Source organism: Nocardia sp. NBC_01388, assembly GCF_045040085.1.
In the GTDB taxonomy this organism is placed as follows: Bacteria; Actinomycetota; Actinomycetes; order Mycobacteriales; family Mycobacteriaceae; genus Nocardia.
Genome location: NZ_CP109553.1, coordinates 5,853,295 through 5,867,870, shown reverse-complemented (window position 1 = coordinate 5,867,870; position 14,576 = coordinate 5,853,295). Strand labels below are relative to the sequence as shown.

The following is a 14,576-nucleotide window of genomic DNA, read 5'->3' as shown; positions in this document are numbered from 1 at the left end:
ATAGCCAGAGGCCGTTGCGCTGCCCGGATTGCGTGGTCGTCGGTCCGGACGCGCTAATGTAGCAACCGACTTACCTGTGATAACCAGCATGGAGTCGTGGCATACAGAGCAGTTGCCACACACATGCCAGATGGGATGGAGGGCCCTCCATGGAGCTGCTCCTGCTGACCTCCGACCCCAACCCCGAGGCGGTGCTGCCGTCGCTCGCGTTGCTGCCGCACCATGTGCGGCCCGCGCCGACCGAGGTGGCGTCCCTGCTCGAGGCCGGTTCCGCCGATGTAGCGCTGGTCGACGCCCGCACCGATCTGGCCGCCGCGCGCGGTCTGTGTCGTTTGCTGGGTAGCACCGGATCGTCGGTGCCGGTGGTAGCGGTGCTCACCGAAGGCGGATTGGTTGCGGTGAACGCGGACTGGGGACTGGATGACATCCTGCTGCCCGGGACGGGTCCGGCCGAACTGGACGCCCGCCTGCGACTGCTGGTCGCACGCAACGGTGGCGCCGCGAGTCCGGAGAACACCGGCAAGATCACCCTCGGTGAGCTGGTGATCGACGAGGGCACCTACACCGCCCGGCTGCGCGGTCGCCCGCTCGACCTCACCTATAAGGAGTTCGAGCTACTCAAATACCTCGCGCAGCATGCAGGCCGGGTGTTCACCCGCGCTCAGCTGCTGCAAGAGGTCTGGGGCTACGACTTCTTCGGTGGCACCCGCACCGTGGACGTCCATGTGCGACGGCTGCGCGCCAAGCTCGGTAGCGAATACGAATCGCTCATCGGCACGGTCCGCAATGTCGGCTACAAGGCCGTGCGCCCGGCGCGTGCCAGCGGTGCGAAGAGCGAGGCGCCCGCGCCCGCCTTCCCCGAGTCCGACGGTACCGACGATTCCGAATTGACCTCGGCGAACGGCATTATCTGATGATCTCCAGCACCGGCCGGCTGTCCTTCGAGACCGCGGCGGAGGTGCGGGGGGTCCTGGAGCGGGCCACTGCCGCGGATGGTGTCGCGCCGGTATCGGAACAGGCGGTGCTGTCCCTGGCCGCCGATGTTCCGGCGGAGCATCTGGTGCAGCAGTGGGACGGTGCGGTCGCCGGGTACGCGAATGTGGCTCCGGCGCACGGGGAACATCCGGCCATGGCGGAGGTCGCGGTCGATCCGCGCTTTCGCCGGCAGGGCCTCGGCGCGGGATTGGTCGCCGCCGCACTGGCGGCCGGCGGCCCGGACGCCCGGGTCTGGGCACACGGGAATCTGCCGCCCGCGCAGGCGGTCGCGGCTCGGCTCGGACTGCGGGTGGCGCGCGAACTCTGGCAGATGCGACGCGATCTGGCTACTCCCGAGCTACCGGAACTGGTCATTCCGGCCGGACTCGAATTGCGTACCTACGCCGGGCCTTCCGATGATGCCGAGATCCTGCGGGTCAATGGCGCCGCCTTCTCCTGGCATCCGGAACAGGGCGCCTGGACCGAGCGCGATATCGAGGCGCGCCGCGCGGAACCCTGGTTCGATCCCAAGGGTCTTTTCCTCGCCTTCGATCCGGCCGATCCCGATCGCATCCTCGGCTTCCATTGGACCAAGGTGCATTTCGACGAGGACCCGCAGATCGGTGAGGTCTACGTCGTCGGCGTCGATCCGCAGGCGCAGGGTCGCGGGCTGGGACGCCTGCTCACGCTGGCCGGGCTGCACTATCTCCGGGACCGCGGACTGGGCGCCGTGCTGCTCTATACCGAGGCCGACAATGCCGCCGCGGTGAATACCTATACGAAGCTCGGGTTCGGACCGGCCCATGTGGACGTGGCCTACGCGGCGGGCTCGTAACCAGTCCCTGTCCCACTCACCGGCACGCTCTGCAACGATGCGGCAAATGTCACATATCGTGCGGTGCAATCGCGCCGGGTTGTTCATCTCCCGTTCACCTTCCCAGGTCCAGTTGGCTACCAGCCGCCCTTACGTTTCTTTTGGGCAGCATTCAGCTGCCTGGTGCGCTAGTTCGCAGCGAACAGCCGCCACATCACGCCCGTCCGACCGTTGAGGGGTCGAACGTGCGACGTGATTCCCGGAGGAATTGGTGAATCTCAAGCGCAGCAGCGCCCTGCTCGGCGTGCTGGCAGTGGCCAGCACCCTTACGTTGTCCGCCTGTGGCAGTGACAACAACGACTCGTCTACGGGTGCCTCGAAGATCGACGTCGCCTGTGGCGGGAAGTCGGCGCTGAAGTCCAGTGGTTCGACCGCCCAGAAGAATGCGATGGACCGTTTCGTCGCCGCTTACGAGGCAAACTGCAGCAGCGCCAAGCTGGACTACACCGGTTCGGGTTCCGGTGCCGGTGTGAACGAGTTCATTGGCGGCCAGACCGATTTCGCGGGCTCCGACTCGCCGCTGGATGCCAAGAAGGGCGAGCCCGACAAGGCTGCCGCCCGCTGCGCCAGCCCGGCCTGGAACCTGCCGACCGTCTTCGGCCCGATCGCGGTTGCCTACAACGTTCCGGGCATCGACGACCTCGTCCTGGATCCGCCGACCATGGCGAAGATCTTCGACGGTGAGATCACCACTTGGGATGACGCCCACATCAAGGCGCTCAACACCGCCAAGGCCGACAAGCTTCCGTCGGACAAGATCGGCGTCGTGTTCCGCTCCGAGGAGTCCGGCACCACCGACAACTTCCAGAAGTACATGGAGTCGGCGGGTGGTTGGACCAAGGGCACCGGCAAGTCGTTCCAGGGTGGCGTCGGCGAGGGTGCCAAGGGGAGCGACGGCGTCACTGCCGCTGTCGCGAACACCAAGTTCACCATCGCTTACACGGAATGGTCCTTCGCCAAGGCGCAGAAGCTGTCGACCGTGCGCGTGCTGACCGCCGCCACCTCGAACGATCCGAAGCCGGTGGACCTGACCTCGGAGACCGCCGCCAAGGCGATCGACGCGGTCAAGGTCTCCGGTCAGGGCAATGACCTGGTGCTGGACAACAGCTCGATCTACAAGCCCACCACCGGCGGCGCTTACCCGATCATGCTGGCCACGTACGAGATCGTCTGCTCGAAGTACAGCGATGCGGACACCGCGAAGGCTGTCAAGGCGTTCCTGACCTCGGCAGTGGGCAACGGCCAGATCGGTCTGGCGGATCAGGGCTATGTGCCGCTGCCGGACTCGTTCAAGGCCAAGCTCACCACCGCGATCAACGCCATTTCCTGATCGACTGATCCGAGAAAAAGACGATGACCGTGCACGATGAAAAATCCACGGCGGGCCTTTCCGACACGATAGGCCCGCCGGAGGATCGTGCCCAGACGCCGGGGGATACTGCGCTCATGTCGACGGAACCCAGCACCAAACCGGCCATAGGGCGCAAAGCCCCGACGAAGTACGGTGCGGAGTTCGCATTCCGCTCGGCAGCCACGGCCGCCGGCGGAATCATCGTCGCCGCAATCGCTCTGATCGCGTTGTTCCTGCTCATCCGGGCCTGGCCCTCGGTGATGGCGAACAAGTCGAACTTCTTCACCAGCACCGAGTTCAACACCTCGGACGGGAACAATCTGCACTTCGGTATCAGGGACCTGTTGATGGTCACCGTGCTGAGTTCATTGTTCGCGCTGGTGATCGCGGTGCCGATCGGAGTGGGTATCGCGTTGTTCCTGACGCAGTATTCGCCGAAGGTGCTGGCGCGGCCTTTCTCGGCAGTCGTCGATCTGCTGGCGGCGGTGCCGTCGATCGTGTTCGGTCTGTGGGGATTTCTGATGCTGGCTCCCAAGCTGGAGCCGCTTCAGACCTTCCTGAACAACAACCTGAGCTGGTTGTTCCTGTTCAAAACCGGCAATGTCAGCATTGCCGGTGGCGGCACCATCTTCACCGCGGGCATTGTGCTGGCGGTGATGATCCTGCCGATCATCACCTCGGTGAGCCGTGAGGTGTTCGGTCTCACACCGCGTTCGCAGATCGAGGCGGCGCAGGCGCTCGGCGCCACCAAGTGGGAGGTCGTGCGGCTGACCGTGCTGCCTTTCGGCCGCTCCGGTGTGATCGCGGGTTCCATGCTCGGCCTCGGCCGTGCGCTCGGTGAGACCATCGCGGTGCTGATCGTGCTGCGCACCTCCTCGCAGGCCGGCAAGTGGTCGCTGTTCGACGGCGGCTATACCTTCGCCTCCAAAATCGCTTCGGCCGCTTCGGAATTCAGCTCGAAGCTGCCGACCGGCGCGTATATCGCCGCTGGCTTCGTGTTGTTCGCGCTGACCTTCGTGGTCAATGCACTGGCCCGGCTGGTGGCCGGCGGGAAGGTGAACGGATGACCGCCACACTGGACAAGCCGGTCAAGGCTCCGACCTTCCGGCACGTCAGCCCCGGCCGCCGTATTCGCAACAACCTCGCCACCGGTGTGGTGTGGGCGTGCTTCCTGCTGGCGCTGGTGCCGCTGCTCTGGGTGCTCTACACCGTCATCGACAACGGCTGGCACGCCATCGCTTCGCTGGACTGGTGGACGAAGTCGCAGAAGGGCGTACTGCCCGAACAGAGTTCGGGTGGCGTGTACCACGCCATCTACGGCACCATCGCGCAGTCCGCGGTGGCCGCGGTGATCGCGGTGCCGCTGGGCATCATGGCCGCGGTCTACCTGGTTGAATACGGTCGCGGCTGGCTGGCCAAGACCACCACCTTCATGGTGGACATTCTGGCCGGTGTGCCGTCGATCGTGGCGGCGCTGTTCATCTTCGCGCTGTGGATCGGCACCTTCGGCTTCCCGCAGAGCGCCTTCGCGGTATCGCTGGCCCTGGTGCTGCTCATGCTGCCGGTGGTGGTGCGCAGCACCGAGGAGATGCTCAAGCTGGTGCCGGACGAGCTGCGCGAGGCCGCGTACGCGCTCGGAGTTCCGAAGTGGAAAACGATCGTGCGCATCGTCATTCCGACCGCCGCGCCTGGCATGATCAGCGGCATGCTGCTGGCCGTGGCGCGCGTCATGGGCGAGACCGCACCGGTGCTGGTGCTGGTCGGCTACTCCAAATCGATCAATTTCGATCTCACCAACGGCAATATGGCTTCGCTCCCGCTGCTCATGTACCAGGAGCTGGCCAATCCGGAGCCGGCCGGCCGGGCCCGGGTCTGGGGCGCGGCGCTGACGCTGATCCTGATCATCGCGCTGCTGTACCTGGCCGCCGCCGGGGTCAACAAGCTGCTCACGCGGAACCGATAGAGCGAACGGATAAGACTGATGGCCAAGCGGATCGATCTCAAAGACATCAACATCTACTACGGCAAGTTCCACGCCGTCTCGGATGTGTCGCTGACCGTGCTGCCGCGTTCCGTGACCGCGTTCATCGGTCCGTCGGGCTGCGGTAAGTCCACGGTGCTGCGCTCGCTGAACCGCATGCACGAGGTGACGCCGGAGGCGCGCGTCGAGGGCGCGGTACTGCTCGACGGTGAGGACATCTACGGCGCGACCGTGGATCCGGTCGGCGTGCGCCGCACCATCGGCATGGTGTTCCAGCGGCCGAACCCGTTCCCCACCATGTCCATTCGCGACAATGTGGTGGCCGGGCTCAAGCTGCAGGGCGTGCGCGGCAAGAAGGAGCTCGACGAGGTCGCCGAGCGCTCGCTGCGCGGCGCCAACCTCTGGAACGAGGTCAAGGACCGGCTGGACAAGCCGGGCGGCGGACTCTCGGGTGGTCAGCAGCAGCGTCTGTGCATCGCGCGTGCCATCGCGGTGTCCCCGGATGTGCTGCTCATGGATGAGCCGTGTTCCGCCCTGGACCCCATCTCCACGCTCGCGATCGAGGATCTGATCTCCGAGCTGAAGAAGGAGTACACGATCGTCATCGTCACGCACAATATGCAGCAGGCTGCCCGCGTGAGTGATCAGACCGCCTTCTTCAACCTCGAGGCACAGGGCAAGCCCGGCCGCCTCATCGAAATCGACGAGACCGAGAAGATCTTCTCCAACCCGTCCACGAAGCAGACCGAGGATTACATCTCCGGTCGTTTCGGCTAGCTGATCCGCCTCCGCGGACCCGCCTCTCCGAACCTGTTGGCTGTTGAGGACGCGTGGTGCGGTGGGGAGCTGAAACGATTTTGGGGTACCCCGGGAGTTACCCGGATCCTTACGAGATCAGTGGCCGCGTTTCATACGTGATTCGCATCAGTGCGGCTCCGACCATTTGGTCGGGGCCGCATTTTGCTTTGGGTGCATGGTGTGGGCTGCGTCATATGGGGCGTGGGGGATTGTGTGCAACTCTCGGTCACAGATAGTCTGCTCGGGTAGGTAAACCGATCGGTCTACTAAGGAGGTGCCGAGATGACGGTGTCAATGGCGAGCCGGGAATCCGGCCGGGCGACAACATCGGGGTTGAGTCAGCGGGGGCGGATTGCCGCTCTGGTGGCGATCTGCCTCGCGGAACTACTTGTGGTGCTGGACAACACGCTGGTGAATGTGGCGCTGCCGTCGATGGCGGTGCAGCTGCAGGCCGATATGAGCGGCCTGCAGTGGATTGTGGACGCATTCACGCTGGCCTTCTCGGGACTGCTGCTCGCCATGGGTCATCTCGGCGACCGGTTCGGGCGGCGGCGGTTCATGGTCATCGGCCTGGCCGGTGTGGCGGTCATGTCGGCGGCGGGCGCGCTCTCCTCCGGGCTGGGGCAGGTCATTGCCGCCCGCGCGGGCATGGGCGTCTTCGCGGCGGTCGTGTTCCCGGCGACCCTGGCCCTGCTGATCAATATCTTCACCGAGCCGCGCCAGCGTGCCGCGGCGGTGGCGGCGTGGACGGCCATGGCCGGTATGGCCGTCGCCATCGGGCCGACCATCGGCGGCTGGCTGCTGGAGTACTTCTCCTGGCATTCGGTGTTCTGGATCAATGTCCCGGTGGCGCTCATCGCCATTGCGGCAGTGCTGATCACGGTTCCGGAATCGCGTGCCGATCATGTGGCCCGGCTGGACCGCATCGGCATCGTGCTGTCGCTGGTGGGTGTGACCGCACTGGTCTGGTCGATCATCGAGGCGCCCAAGCACGGCTGGCTGTCGGCGCAAAGCCTTGCGGGATACCTGCTTTCGATCATCACCCTGGCGGTGTTCGTGGGCTGGGAGCTGCGGGTGGCGTCTCCGGTGCTGAATATGCGGCTGTTCCGCAATCGCCGGTTCGCGCTGCCGTCGCTGGCGATCACCGTCTCCTACTTCGCCGCCTTCGGCTTCCTGTTCCTGATCACCCAGTACTTCCAGGGTGTGAAGGAGCTGACGCCGCTCGAATTCGGCATCCACTCATTGCCTTTCGCGGTTGCGGTGGGATTCGGCGCGCCGATCGCGACCATGATGGCGCAGCGGTTCGGCACCACGGCCATGGTGGTGAGCGGGTTGCTCATTCTCGCGGTGGCCATGTACATCGCCGGGCGCACCACGGTCGACACCGAGTACGTGGGACCGGTGGTCGTGTCCATGATTCTGATGGGCCTGGGCTTCGCGGTGGTGCAGGGCCCGGCGACCGAATCCATCATGGGCTCCGTGCCTTTGGACGAGGCGGGCGCGGGTTCGGCGGTCAACGACACCACGCGCGAGGTCGGTGGCGCGCTTGGCGTGGCCGTACTGGGTTCGATCATGACGTCGATCTACGCCGCGCATGTGAGCGGCCGGATCGCCGGGATTCCCGCGCAGATCATGAATCCGCAGCAGAAGGAATTGGCGGGCAATACGCCGATCAGCGTGCTGGAAATCGTGAAAGCGCCGGTGAATCCGCTACTCGCCCCGGCGAAAGCGGATCTCATCCACGCCATGAAGGTCGCAGCCCTGGAGGGTTCGCAAGCCGCCTCGTACGTCGCGGTGGGCACCCTGGTGGTGGCCGCGATCGTGGTGGCGCTGGCGCTGCCGTGGCGGGCCGAACGACTCCCGTCGGTACTGCTGGGCTGGCGCGAGAACGATACCGCGGCAGCCGATCCGGCAGCTGTGTCGTCCGATCAGGTTGGCGCGGTGGCGGATTCGATCAGCCGGTCTTGATACACCTCCGGCGCCCGCACCGTGTCGTGTGCGAGCGCCGGAGGGCGTTCAGATCTCGTGGTGCTTCAGATGCTTTCCTTCTCCGAATCCGGGTCGGGCGGAAGCACACCCGTGACGAGGAAGACGACGCGACGACCGATCTCCACGGCGTGGTCGGCGAAGCGTTCGTAGTAGCGGCCCAGCAGCGCCACGTCCACGGCCGCCGCGACGCCGAACTGCCAGTCGCGGTCCATGATCAGCGTGAACAGATGCTTGCGCAGATCGTCCATCGCCTCGTCGTCATCGGTGAGCTTGGCCGCGCGATCCGGATCGCGGGTCTCCAGCACCTCTTTGGCGGTGGCGCCCATCTTGACCGCGATGCGGCCCATCTCGGCGAAGTAGCTGTTCACGGCCGCGGGGACGGCGTGATTAGGGAAGCGCCGCCGCGTCATCTTGGCCACGTGCAGCGAGAGCACGCCCATGCGATTCACATCGGAGACGATCTGGATCGCGCTGACCACCTGGCGCAAATCGCCGGCAACGGGAGCCTGCAGCGCCAGCAGCGCGAACGCCTTCTCCTCGGCCAGCTGGATCATCTCGGCGATGCGGTCGTACTCGGTGATCACCTGCTCCGCGAGCTCGAGATCGGCATTGAGCAGCGAATTGGTCGCACGCTCCATAGCCGATCCGGCGAGCCCGGCCATGCCGCCGAGCAGATCGGCGAGCTCGGCCATTTGTTCGTTGTAGATGACACGCATGAAACAAGACATTAGTGGTAGCCGCTGACCAAGTCACCAACGGTGGGTGAATCATCGGTGCCGGTTGGTTGCGGCACAGTCGCCGCACGTCGGCCGGGTGCGACCATCCGCCTACTTGCAGGTGTCGTCCGCCGCGTTCACATGCTCCAGATCGGACGGCAGTGTGACCGGTGCCGCACCGGCGCCACCGGCATCGGTCGGCATATCGGGCAGCGGCTGGCCGAAGGCGGTCGGCGCGCGCACGGTGCCCGCGTAGTCGGTGCCGAGCACCACCTCGACAATGCTGCCCAGCCCGCTCGCCGGTTCCAGGGTCGCGCCCGGGAGGGAGCTGGCGACGGTGGCCGCCGCGGCCTCATGCCCGGTGGAGTAGCGGACGGTGGTCTTGGGTGAGGTGCCGTCCGCGTAATTGCCGGTGCTGTAGATCTGGAAGCTCTGATTCGCGAGTTTGGTTGCGGCGGTGGAGGCGACGCCCGCGACGCCCGAACCGTTGGAGACCTGCAGCGAGACGGTGCTCGGGTCGACGGCCATCAGCTTCGGCGCGGCGACCGGCGCCGCCGAGGTGGTGGTGACCGGATCGGCCTTTTTCTCACCGGGCAGCGGCTGGTCGTCGATGACGGCGCGGAAGATGGCCTTGATATCGGATTCGCGCGGAATCTCATTGCCGTAGGTCGTGGTGCCCGCGGTGGGCGCGGTCAGGAAGGTGATGGCGCCGGCCTGCACCTTCTGCATGGAGCGCCCGAGCATGAGCAGATCCTTGGTGCTCACATTGTCCATGAACGAGTGCTGGGCGAAGGCGTCGATGAATCCGTTCAGCTTGCCCGGATCGAAGAGCACCTTGCTGGAGAGCGCGCTGCGCAGCAGTGAGGACAGGAAGCGCTGCTGCCGGTTGATGCGGTCGTAGTCGCTGCGCTCCTCACCCTGCACGTGCCGGGCGCGCACATAGTCAAGAGCCGTGGAGCCGTTGATGATCTGCTTGCCCGGGGTGGTGAGCACCGTGCCGAGAACGTCGTCGACGAGTGGTTTGGTGGTGCAGACCTCGACGCCGCCGACCACGTCCACCATGGATTCGAAACCGGAGAAGTCGATGCCGACAAAGTGATTGATCTTGAGCCCGGAGAGTTTGGTGATCACCTTGGTCAGGCATTTCGGCCCGCCGAGGGCATAGGTGGCATTGAGTTTGTCGCCGATGGCGGACGGGAAGTTCTCGCCGGTGTAGGCGGCCTTGTCATTGTTCCAGCCTTCGCAGACCGGACGGCTGACATCGAGATCGCGCGGGAACGATACGGCGACCACGCGCGCCCGGTTGGCCGGAATGTTCACCAGCATGACGGTGTCGGACCGGGCGCCCTCGGCATCGGCCTCGGTGCCCGCGCCGAGTTGGGAGTTGGCGCCGGCGCGGGTATCGGTGCCGACGATGAGGAAGTTCTCGTCACCGGTCTGGCCGTCGGCGTCGACCACATCGGGGGAGTCGGGTTCGAGCGCGGACACCTGCTGGAAGTTATTGTCCTTGGCGCGCAGGTAACTCCAGCCGCCTCCGGTGATGAGCATGGCGATCACCGCGAACAGCGCGAGCGCGGAGCGCCCGGCCAGCCGCAGCCGCCGAGATTTGCGCCTGCGTCCGGCGGCCAAGCGGGACAACGGTTTTGCGCCGACGGGGGTCGGCAGTGCGGTGGCAGGCGGCGGTGTGGCCGGTGGTTCCGCGGCCGGCAGCGCGGTGGTCGGATAGTCGGCGGGGGACTCGACCTGCTTGGTGACGCGGAACGGCTTGGGGCGCTTGGCCCGCGGGGGAGCGGCGACCGGGGGTAGCTCTTCGGTGATCGGATCGGCCGTCGGGTCGGTGCGCGGCGGGGCGGGCACCGCGCGGCGCGCACCGGTGGCGGCCGCGGGAGCAGCGTCGGCGGCGGCCGGGTCCGGGACGGCGCGCTGGGATCCGGTGGCGTTCAACGTTTCCGGCGGCAGGGCGCGCTGTGCGCCGGTACCCGACGGCTGTGCGCCGGTACCCGACGGCAGTGCGCCGGTACCCGACGGCTGTGCGCCGGTACCCGACGGCAGTGCGCCGGTACCCGACGGCAGTGCGCCGGTACCCGACGGCAGTGCGCCGATGCCGGGCGGCAGTGCGCCGCTTCCGGACGGCTGGGCGGGCTGTGCACCGGTGCCCTCGTTCGCGTGCCGGGAAGTATTGGGGGCGAAGGGATTCGGCGGCGCTGTCGGTCGCCGCGCACCAGTGGCATCGGGCGGGGCGGCACGGCGGGCGGGGTCGGCGCCGGATTGTGCTGTGCGCCCGCCGGTCTCCGGCGTCTCGTCATCGCGGCGGCGGCGCCGGGTCTTGCGTTCGCTGTCGACGCGTTCGACCAGATCCTGCACCGAGATGGGCGCGGATTCCGGATCGGGATTGTCGGTGTGCCGGGATCGGCGGGAGGTGCGCGGCTGATCTTCGCCGGCATCCGCGGGATAGCGCTCCCACGGGGCGCGACCTCCGGGCCGTGGCGTACGCCCGTACCGATCGTCACCCACCAGCGAACCTCACTTTGCTTTTCGATGCCGACCGTCATGATAACGATTTCGCCACGATGGACCACCCGGAGCGAATTCGCCCGGGCTTGGCTCGCCCTGTTCCCGGTCCCGCCACGCCGAGGCTCGGACGCCGATTCTCGGCGAGTCGAGCGGCAGCGCGGCGGGTTGTTCCGGAGCAGTCTGCCAGGGCGGTGACCCTCGGTCGGGGAACATGGTCGGCGCGGTCACCGGCGGTGGCGCTGACCTGCGATTCTCATGCCGGTCGGCAGCGGCGGCCCGGTGGGCCGGGACGGGTGAATCCTCAGCCGCCGCTGTGCATTACGTCGGCGGCGCAGGGCACGGTGGGATCCTCGGGATCGTCGAGCCAGCCCTCGGGCAGGGCGACCTTGCCGGGCGAGCCCTGGCGGCCGCGCGGGCCCTCGGCATCCTTGGGGAACGGCACGGTGGGGTCGAGCTGCCCGATCAGCTCGATGAGCCGGTCCATGCTGCTGACGGTGGCGAAACTGCGCCGCAGGTCGCCGCCGATCGGGAAGCCCATCAGGTACCAGGCCATGTGCTTGCGGATATCGCGCATGGCCTTGTCCTCGCCGTCGTGCGCGACGAGCAATTCGGTGTGGCGTTGCAGAATCTCGCCGACCCGGCCCAGATTCGGCGCCTCGGGCAGCGGCTCACCGCGCAGTGCGGCCTGCAGTTCGGCGAAAAGCCAAGGGCGGCCGAGGCATCCGCGTCCGACCACAACGCCGTCGCAGCCGGTCTCGGCCATCATGCGCACCCCGTCGGCGGCGCTGAAGATATCGCCGTTGCCGAGTACAGGAATGCTGGTGACGGTCTCCTTGAGCCGCGCGATGGCGGTCCAGTCGGCCTCGCCGGAGTAGCGCTGGGCGGCGGTGCGGGCGTGCAGGGCGACCGCGGCCGCGCCCTCACCCTCGGCAATGCGCCCGGTATCGAGGTAGGTGTGGTGCTCGTCGTCGATGCCGATGCGGAATTTGAAGGTGATCGGCACCCCGGCGGGTTCGGCCGCGGAGACCATGGCCTTGACGATGTCGCGGAAGAGCTGCCGCTTGTAGGGCAGGGCCGCGCCGCCGCCGAGCCGGGTCACCTTGGGGACCGGGCAGCCGAGGTTGAGGTCGATATGGTCGGCCCAGCCCTCGCCGACGATGATGCGCACGGCCTCGCCGACGGTCTTCGGATCCACCGCATACAGCTGCATGGAGCGCGGGCTCTCGTCCGGGCCGAACGACATCATGTGCAACGTCTTCTCATTGCGCTCCACCACGGCGCGCGCGGTGATCATCTCGCACACGTAGATCGAAGTGGCACTGCCGAATTCGCGGCACAGGGTGCGGAAGGCGACATTGGTGATACCGGCCATCGGAGCCAGCACGACGGGCGGATCGACCGGGTACGGTCCGATCCGCAGCGCGGTTCGGGAGGCTTCGAGCGACGTTGTCACGGCATCCATTGTCTCATCGGTACGAAAGTGCCCCGGACCACATACCCGGTCCGGGGCCCTTCGTGCGGAATGCGAGGGTCAGCGAGAGGTGCTGGCGAGCGCCTTCTCGGCCTTGGCGGCCTCGCGGGCCAGCATGCGGTCGCGCTGCTCTTCGAACTTGGTGGCGTCCCGGCCCAGCTTCTCCAGGAAGAGGCCGAGGCGTTCGCGGGTCTGTTCGCCGCGGGCGGTGAAGTCGTCGCGTTCGAAGATGCGCCACTTCTTCAGCACCGGGTTCACGACTTCCTCCAGGTGCTGGCGGGTGTCGTAGATGCCGTGCTTGGCCATGAGCACGCCGTTGCGCCGGAAGTTGGGCATGCCCGCGCCCGGCATCTGGAAGTTCTCCAGGATGAGGGTGATGGCATCGAGGGTCTGGTCCGGCGACAGATCGAGGGCCGCGGAGCACATGTTCCGGTAGAAGATCATGTGCAGGTTCTCGTCGGCGGCGATGCGCTGCAGCATGCGGTCGGCGATGGGGTCGTCGCAGACCCGGCCGGTATTGCGGTGTGCGACACGGGTCGCGAGTTCCTGGAAGGTCACGTAGGCGACCGAGTACAGGAAGCCGGCGTCGATCTCGGATACCTCGGCGGGAGAGGCGAATCCGTTGGTCATATGGATCATGCGCGCCTGCTCGAGCGCGACCGGGTCGACGCCGCGGGTGACCACGAGGTAGTCGCGGATGGCGATACCGTGGCGGTTCTCCTCGGCGGTCCAGCGGCCGACCCAGGTGCCCCAGGCGCCGTCCTGGGAGAAGTTCTCGGCGATCTCACGGTGGTATGAGGGGAGGTTGTCCTCGGTGAGCAGGTTGGTGATCATGGCCGCCTTGGCCAGCTCGCTCAGCCGCGACTGCGACGGATCCCAGTCCACGCCACCCATTTCGGCGAAATTGCGGCCTTCGTCCCACGGCACGTAATCGTGCGGGTGCCATTCCTTGGCCATGGAGAGGTGGCGGTTGACGTTTTCCGCGGCAACCGGCTCCAACTCCGCCAGTAGCTCGAGTTGAGTCAGATCCTTTGCCATAAATAAGCCCTTCGTATATCTGCGATCCAGCTGTCTACCCTCGCCGGCCTGCCGCCGCGGCCCATACCTTACGGCACCGTAGAGTGATGTGAAACTCATCCGTGTGCCATTGCGGGGCTAGTGAGAGATGTCATAAGACGCGGCCCGCGGCGTTGTGTCTATCGCCGCGAGCCGCAGTTCGTTAGCCGCACACCGGCTCTGGGTGCTTTATCACTTCTTGTTGCCGAGCAAACCGCCCAGAACGTTGCCGAGCACGCTGCCGGCGTTCTGACCGACGGCCTTCCCGAGGATGTCCCCGAGACCGCCGCCGCCCTTGCCGCCGGTAGCGCCGCCGAGCAGGCTGCCGAGGATATCGCCGATGCCGCCGCCGCCACTGGCCGCGGCCTCGTTTCCGGCGGCCGCGCCGCCGCCCATTGCCTTCTTACCAAGATAGGCGAGCACGATCGGGGCGAGCATGGGCAGCAGCTTGGCCATCAGGTCCTGGCCGTTGCCGCCACCGACATTACCGAGGGCACTGATGACGGTGTTCTTCTCGGCGCCGAACGTCTGATCGACGATCTTGTCGCCGGAGTCCGTATCCACGTGATCGATATTGACGCCGCCATCGAGGAGGCCGGCGGGCTGGTTGGCGACTTCGCCCTCCAGATTCAGGCCTTCCTCGGGGTTGCCGGCCTGTGCCTGGAATCCGCCCAGGAGCACCGGAATAGCCGCATTGATGGCGCTGGTCGCGGTCGCTTCGTCGACGCCGAGCTTGTCGGCGATCTGTGCGACGGGCACATTGGAGAGCAGGTCATCGAAGGAAGTCATGAACTCCGCCTGTGGTGATGGGTCCCGGGAAAAGCCCTACTCCGGTCACGGTAGGCGAAATC

General features: G+C 66.5%; 12 protein-coding genes. 7 read left to right on the top strand and 5 right to left on the bottom strand.

Annotation, left to right across the window (positions count from 1 at the left end):
• Positions 1-149 precede the first annotated feature (149 nt).
• From OG716_RS28365 to OG716_RS28335, 7 genes are all read left to right on the top strand, one after another.
• Entirely contained in the window at positions 150-914 is a 765-nt protein-coding gene (locus OG716_RS28365) for a response regulator transcription factor (protein WP_327143502.1), read from the top strand.
• The gene (gene mshD / locus OG716_RS28360; protein ID WP_405133662.1) at positions 914-1,810 is read left to right on the top strand and encodes a mycothiol synthase; all 897 of its coding nucleotides are present in this window, start codon (positions 914-916) and stop codon (positions 1,808-1,810) included. The genes OG716_RS28365 and mshD overlap by 1 nt, the downstream gene beginning before the upstream one ends.
• Before the next feature lie 250 nt (positions 1,811-2,060).
• A complete protein-coding gene (pstS, locus tag OG716_RS28355; protein WP_405133661.1) occupies positions 2,061-3,179 on the top strand; it encodes a phosphate ABC transporter substrate-binding protein PstS in 1,119 nt (372 codons plus the stop codon).
• Positions 3,180-3,295: 116 nt separating this feature from the next.
• Positions 3,296-4,267 (top strand): phosphate ABC transporter permease subunit PstC, encoded by a 972-nt coding sequence (pstC, locus tag OG716_RS28350; RefSeq protein WP_405133660.1) that lies wholly within the window; start codon positions 3,296-3,298, stop codon positions 4,265-4,267.
• Complete coding sequence (gene pstA, locus OG716_RS28345) at positions 4,264-5,163, top strand: phosphate ABC transporter permease PstA (protein ID WP_355124086.1); 900 nt, start codon at positions 4,264-4,266, stop codon at positions 5,161-5,163. The genes pstC and pstA overlap by 4 nt, the downstream gene beginning before the upstream one ends.
• Before the next feature lie 18 nt (positions 5,164-5,181).
• The gene (gene pstB, locus OG716_RS28340; RefSeq protein ID WP_327143507.1) at positions 5,182-5,958 is read left to right on the top strand and encodes a phosphate ABC transporter ATP-binding protein PstB; all 777 of its coding nucleotides are present in this window, start codon (positions 5,182-5,184) and stop codon (positions 5,956-5,958) included.
• A 303-nt stretch (positions 5,959-6,261) separates the two neighbouring features.
• Positions 6,262-7,947, top strand: a complete 1,686-nt coding sequence (locus tag OG716_RS28335) for an MFS transporter (protein ID WP_405133659.1) — start codon at positions 6,262-6,264, stop codon at positions 7,945-7,947.
• Positions 7,948-8,012: 65 nt separating this feature from the next.
• On the opposite strand, the gene phoU is transcribed toward OG716_RS28335, so the two are convergent.
• The 5 genes from phoU to OG716_RS28310 form a co-directional block, all read right to left on the bottom strand.
• Positions 8,013-8,684, bottom strand: coding sequence for a phosphate signaling complex protein PhoU (gene phoU / locus OG716_RS28330; protein WP_297623266.1), 672 nt, complete (start codon positions 8,682-8,684; stop codon positions 8,013-8,015).
• A 111-nt stretch (positions 8,685-8,795) separates the two neighbouring features.
• A complete protein-coding gene (locus tag OG716_RS28325; RefSeq protein ID WP_405133658.1) occupies positions 8,796-11,198 on the bottom strand; it encodes an LCP family protein in 2,403 nt (800 codons plus the stop codon).
• A gap of 301 nt (positions 11,199-11,499) precedes the next feature.
• Positions 11,500-12,660 (bottom strand): tRNA dihydrouridine synthase DusB, encoded by a 1,161-nt coding sequence (dusB, locus tag OG716_RS28320; RefSeq protein ID WP_405133657.1) that lies wholly within the window; start codon positions 12,658-12,660, stop codon positions 11,500-11,502.
• 69 nt (positions 12,661-12,729) lie between these two features.
• The gene (locus OG716_RS28315; protein ID WP_355124102.1) at positions 12,730-13,707 is read right to left on the bottom strand and encodes an acyl-ACP desaturase; all 978 of its coding nucleotides are present in this window, start codon (positions 13,705-13,707) and stop codon (positions 12,730-12,732) included.
• A 210-nt stretch (positions 13,708-13,917) separates the two neighbouring features.
• Positions 13,918-14,514, bottom strand: a complete 597-nt coding sequence (locus OG716_RS28310) for a DUF937 domain-containing protein (RefSeq protein ID WP_355124104.1) — start codon at positions 14,512-14,514, stop codon at positions 13,918-13,920.
• Between the last annotated feature and the right edge of the window lie 62 nt (positions 14,515-14,576).

Bases quoted from the DNA above. Each gene is read 5' to 3' on its own strand.
- OG716_RS28365 (WP_327143502.1), top strand. From the start codon at position 150: ATGGAGCTGCTCCTGCTGACCTCCGACCCCAACCCCGAGGCGGTGCTG.
- mshD (WP_405133662.1), top strand. From the start codon at position 914: ATGATCTCCAGCACCGGCCGGCTGTCCTTCGAGACCGCGGCGGAGGTG.
- pstC (WP_405133660.1), top strand. From the start codon at position 3,296: ATGTCGACGGAACCCAGCACCAAACCGGCCATAGGGCGCAAAGCCCCG.
- pstA (WP_355124086.1), top strand. From the start codon at position 4,264: ATGACCGCCACACTGGACAAGCCGGTCAAGGCTCCGACCTTCCGGCAC.
- pstB (WP_327143507.1), top strand. From the start codon at position 5,182: ATGGCCAAGCGGATCGATCTCAAAGACATCAACATCTACTACGGCAAG.
- OG716_RS28335 (WP_405133659.1), top strand. From the start codon at position 6,262: ATGACGGTGTCAATGGCGAGCCGGGAATCCGGCCGGGCGACAACATCG.
- phoU (WP_297623266.1), bottom strand. From the start codon at position 8,684: ATGCGTGTCATCTACAACGAACAAATGGCCGAGCTCGCCGATCTGCTC.
- dusB (WP_405133657.1), bottom strand. From the start codon at position 12,660: ATGGATGCCGTGACAACGTCGCTCGAAGCCTCCCGAACCGCGCTGCGG.
- OG716_RS28315 (WP_355124102.1), bottom strand. From the start codon at position 13,707: ATGGCAAAGGATCTGACTCAACTCGAGCTACTGGCGGAGTTGGAGCCG.
- OG716_RS28310 (WP_355124104.1), bottom strand. From the start codon at position 14,514: ATGACTTCCTTCGATGACCTGCTCTCCAATGTGCCCGTCGCACAGATC.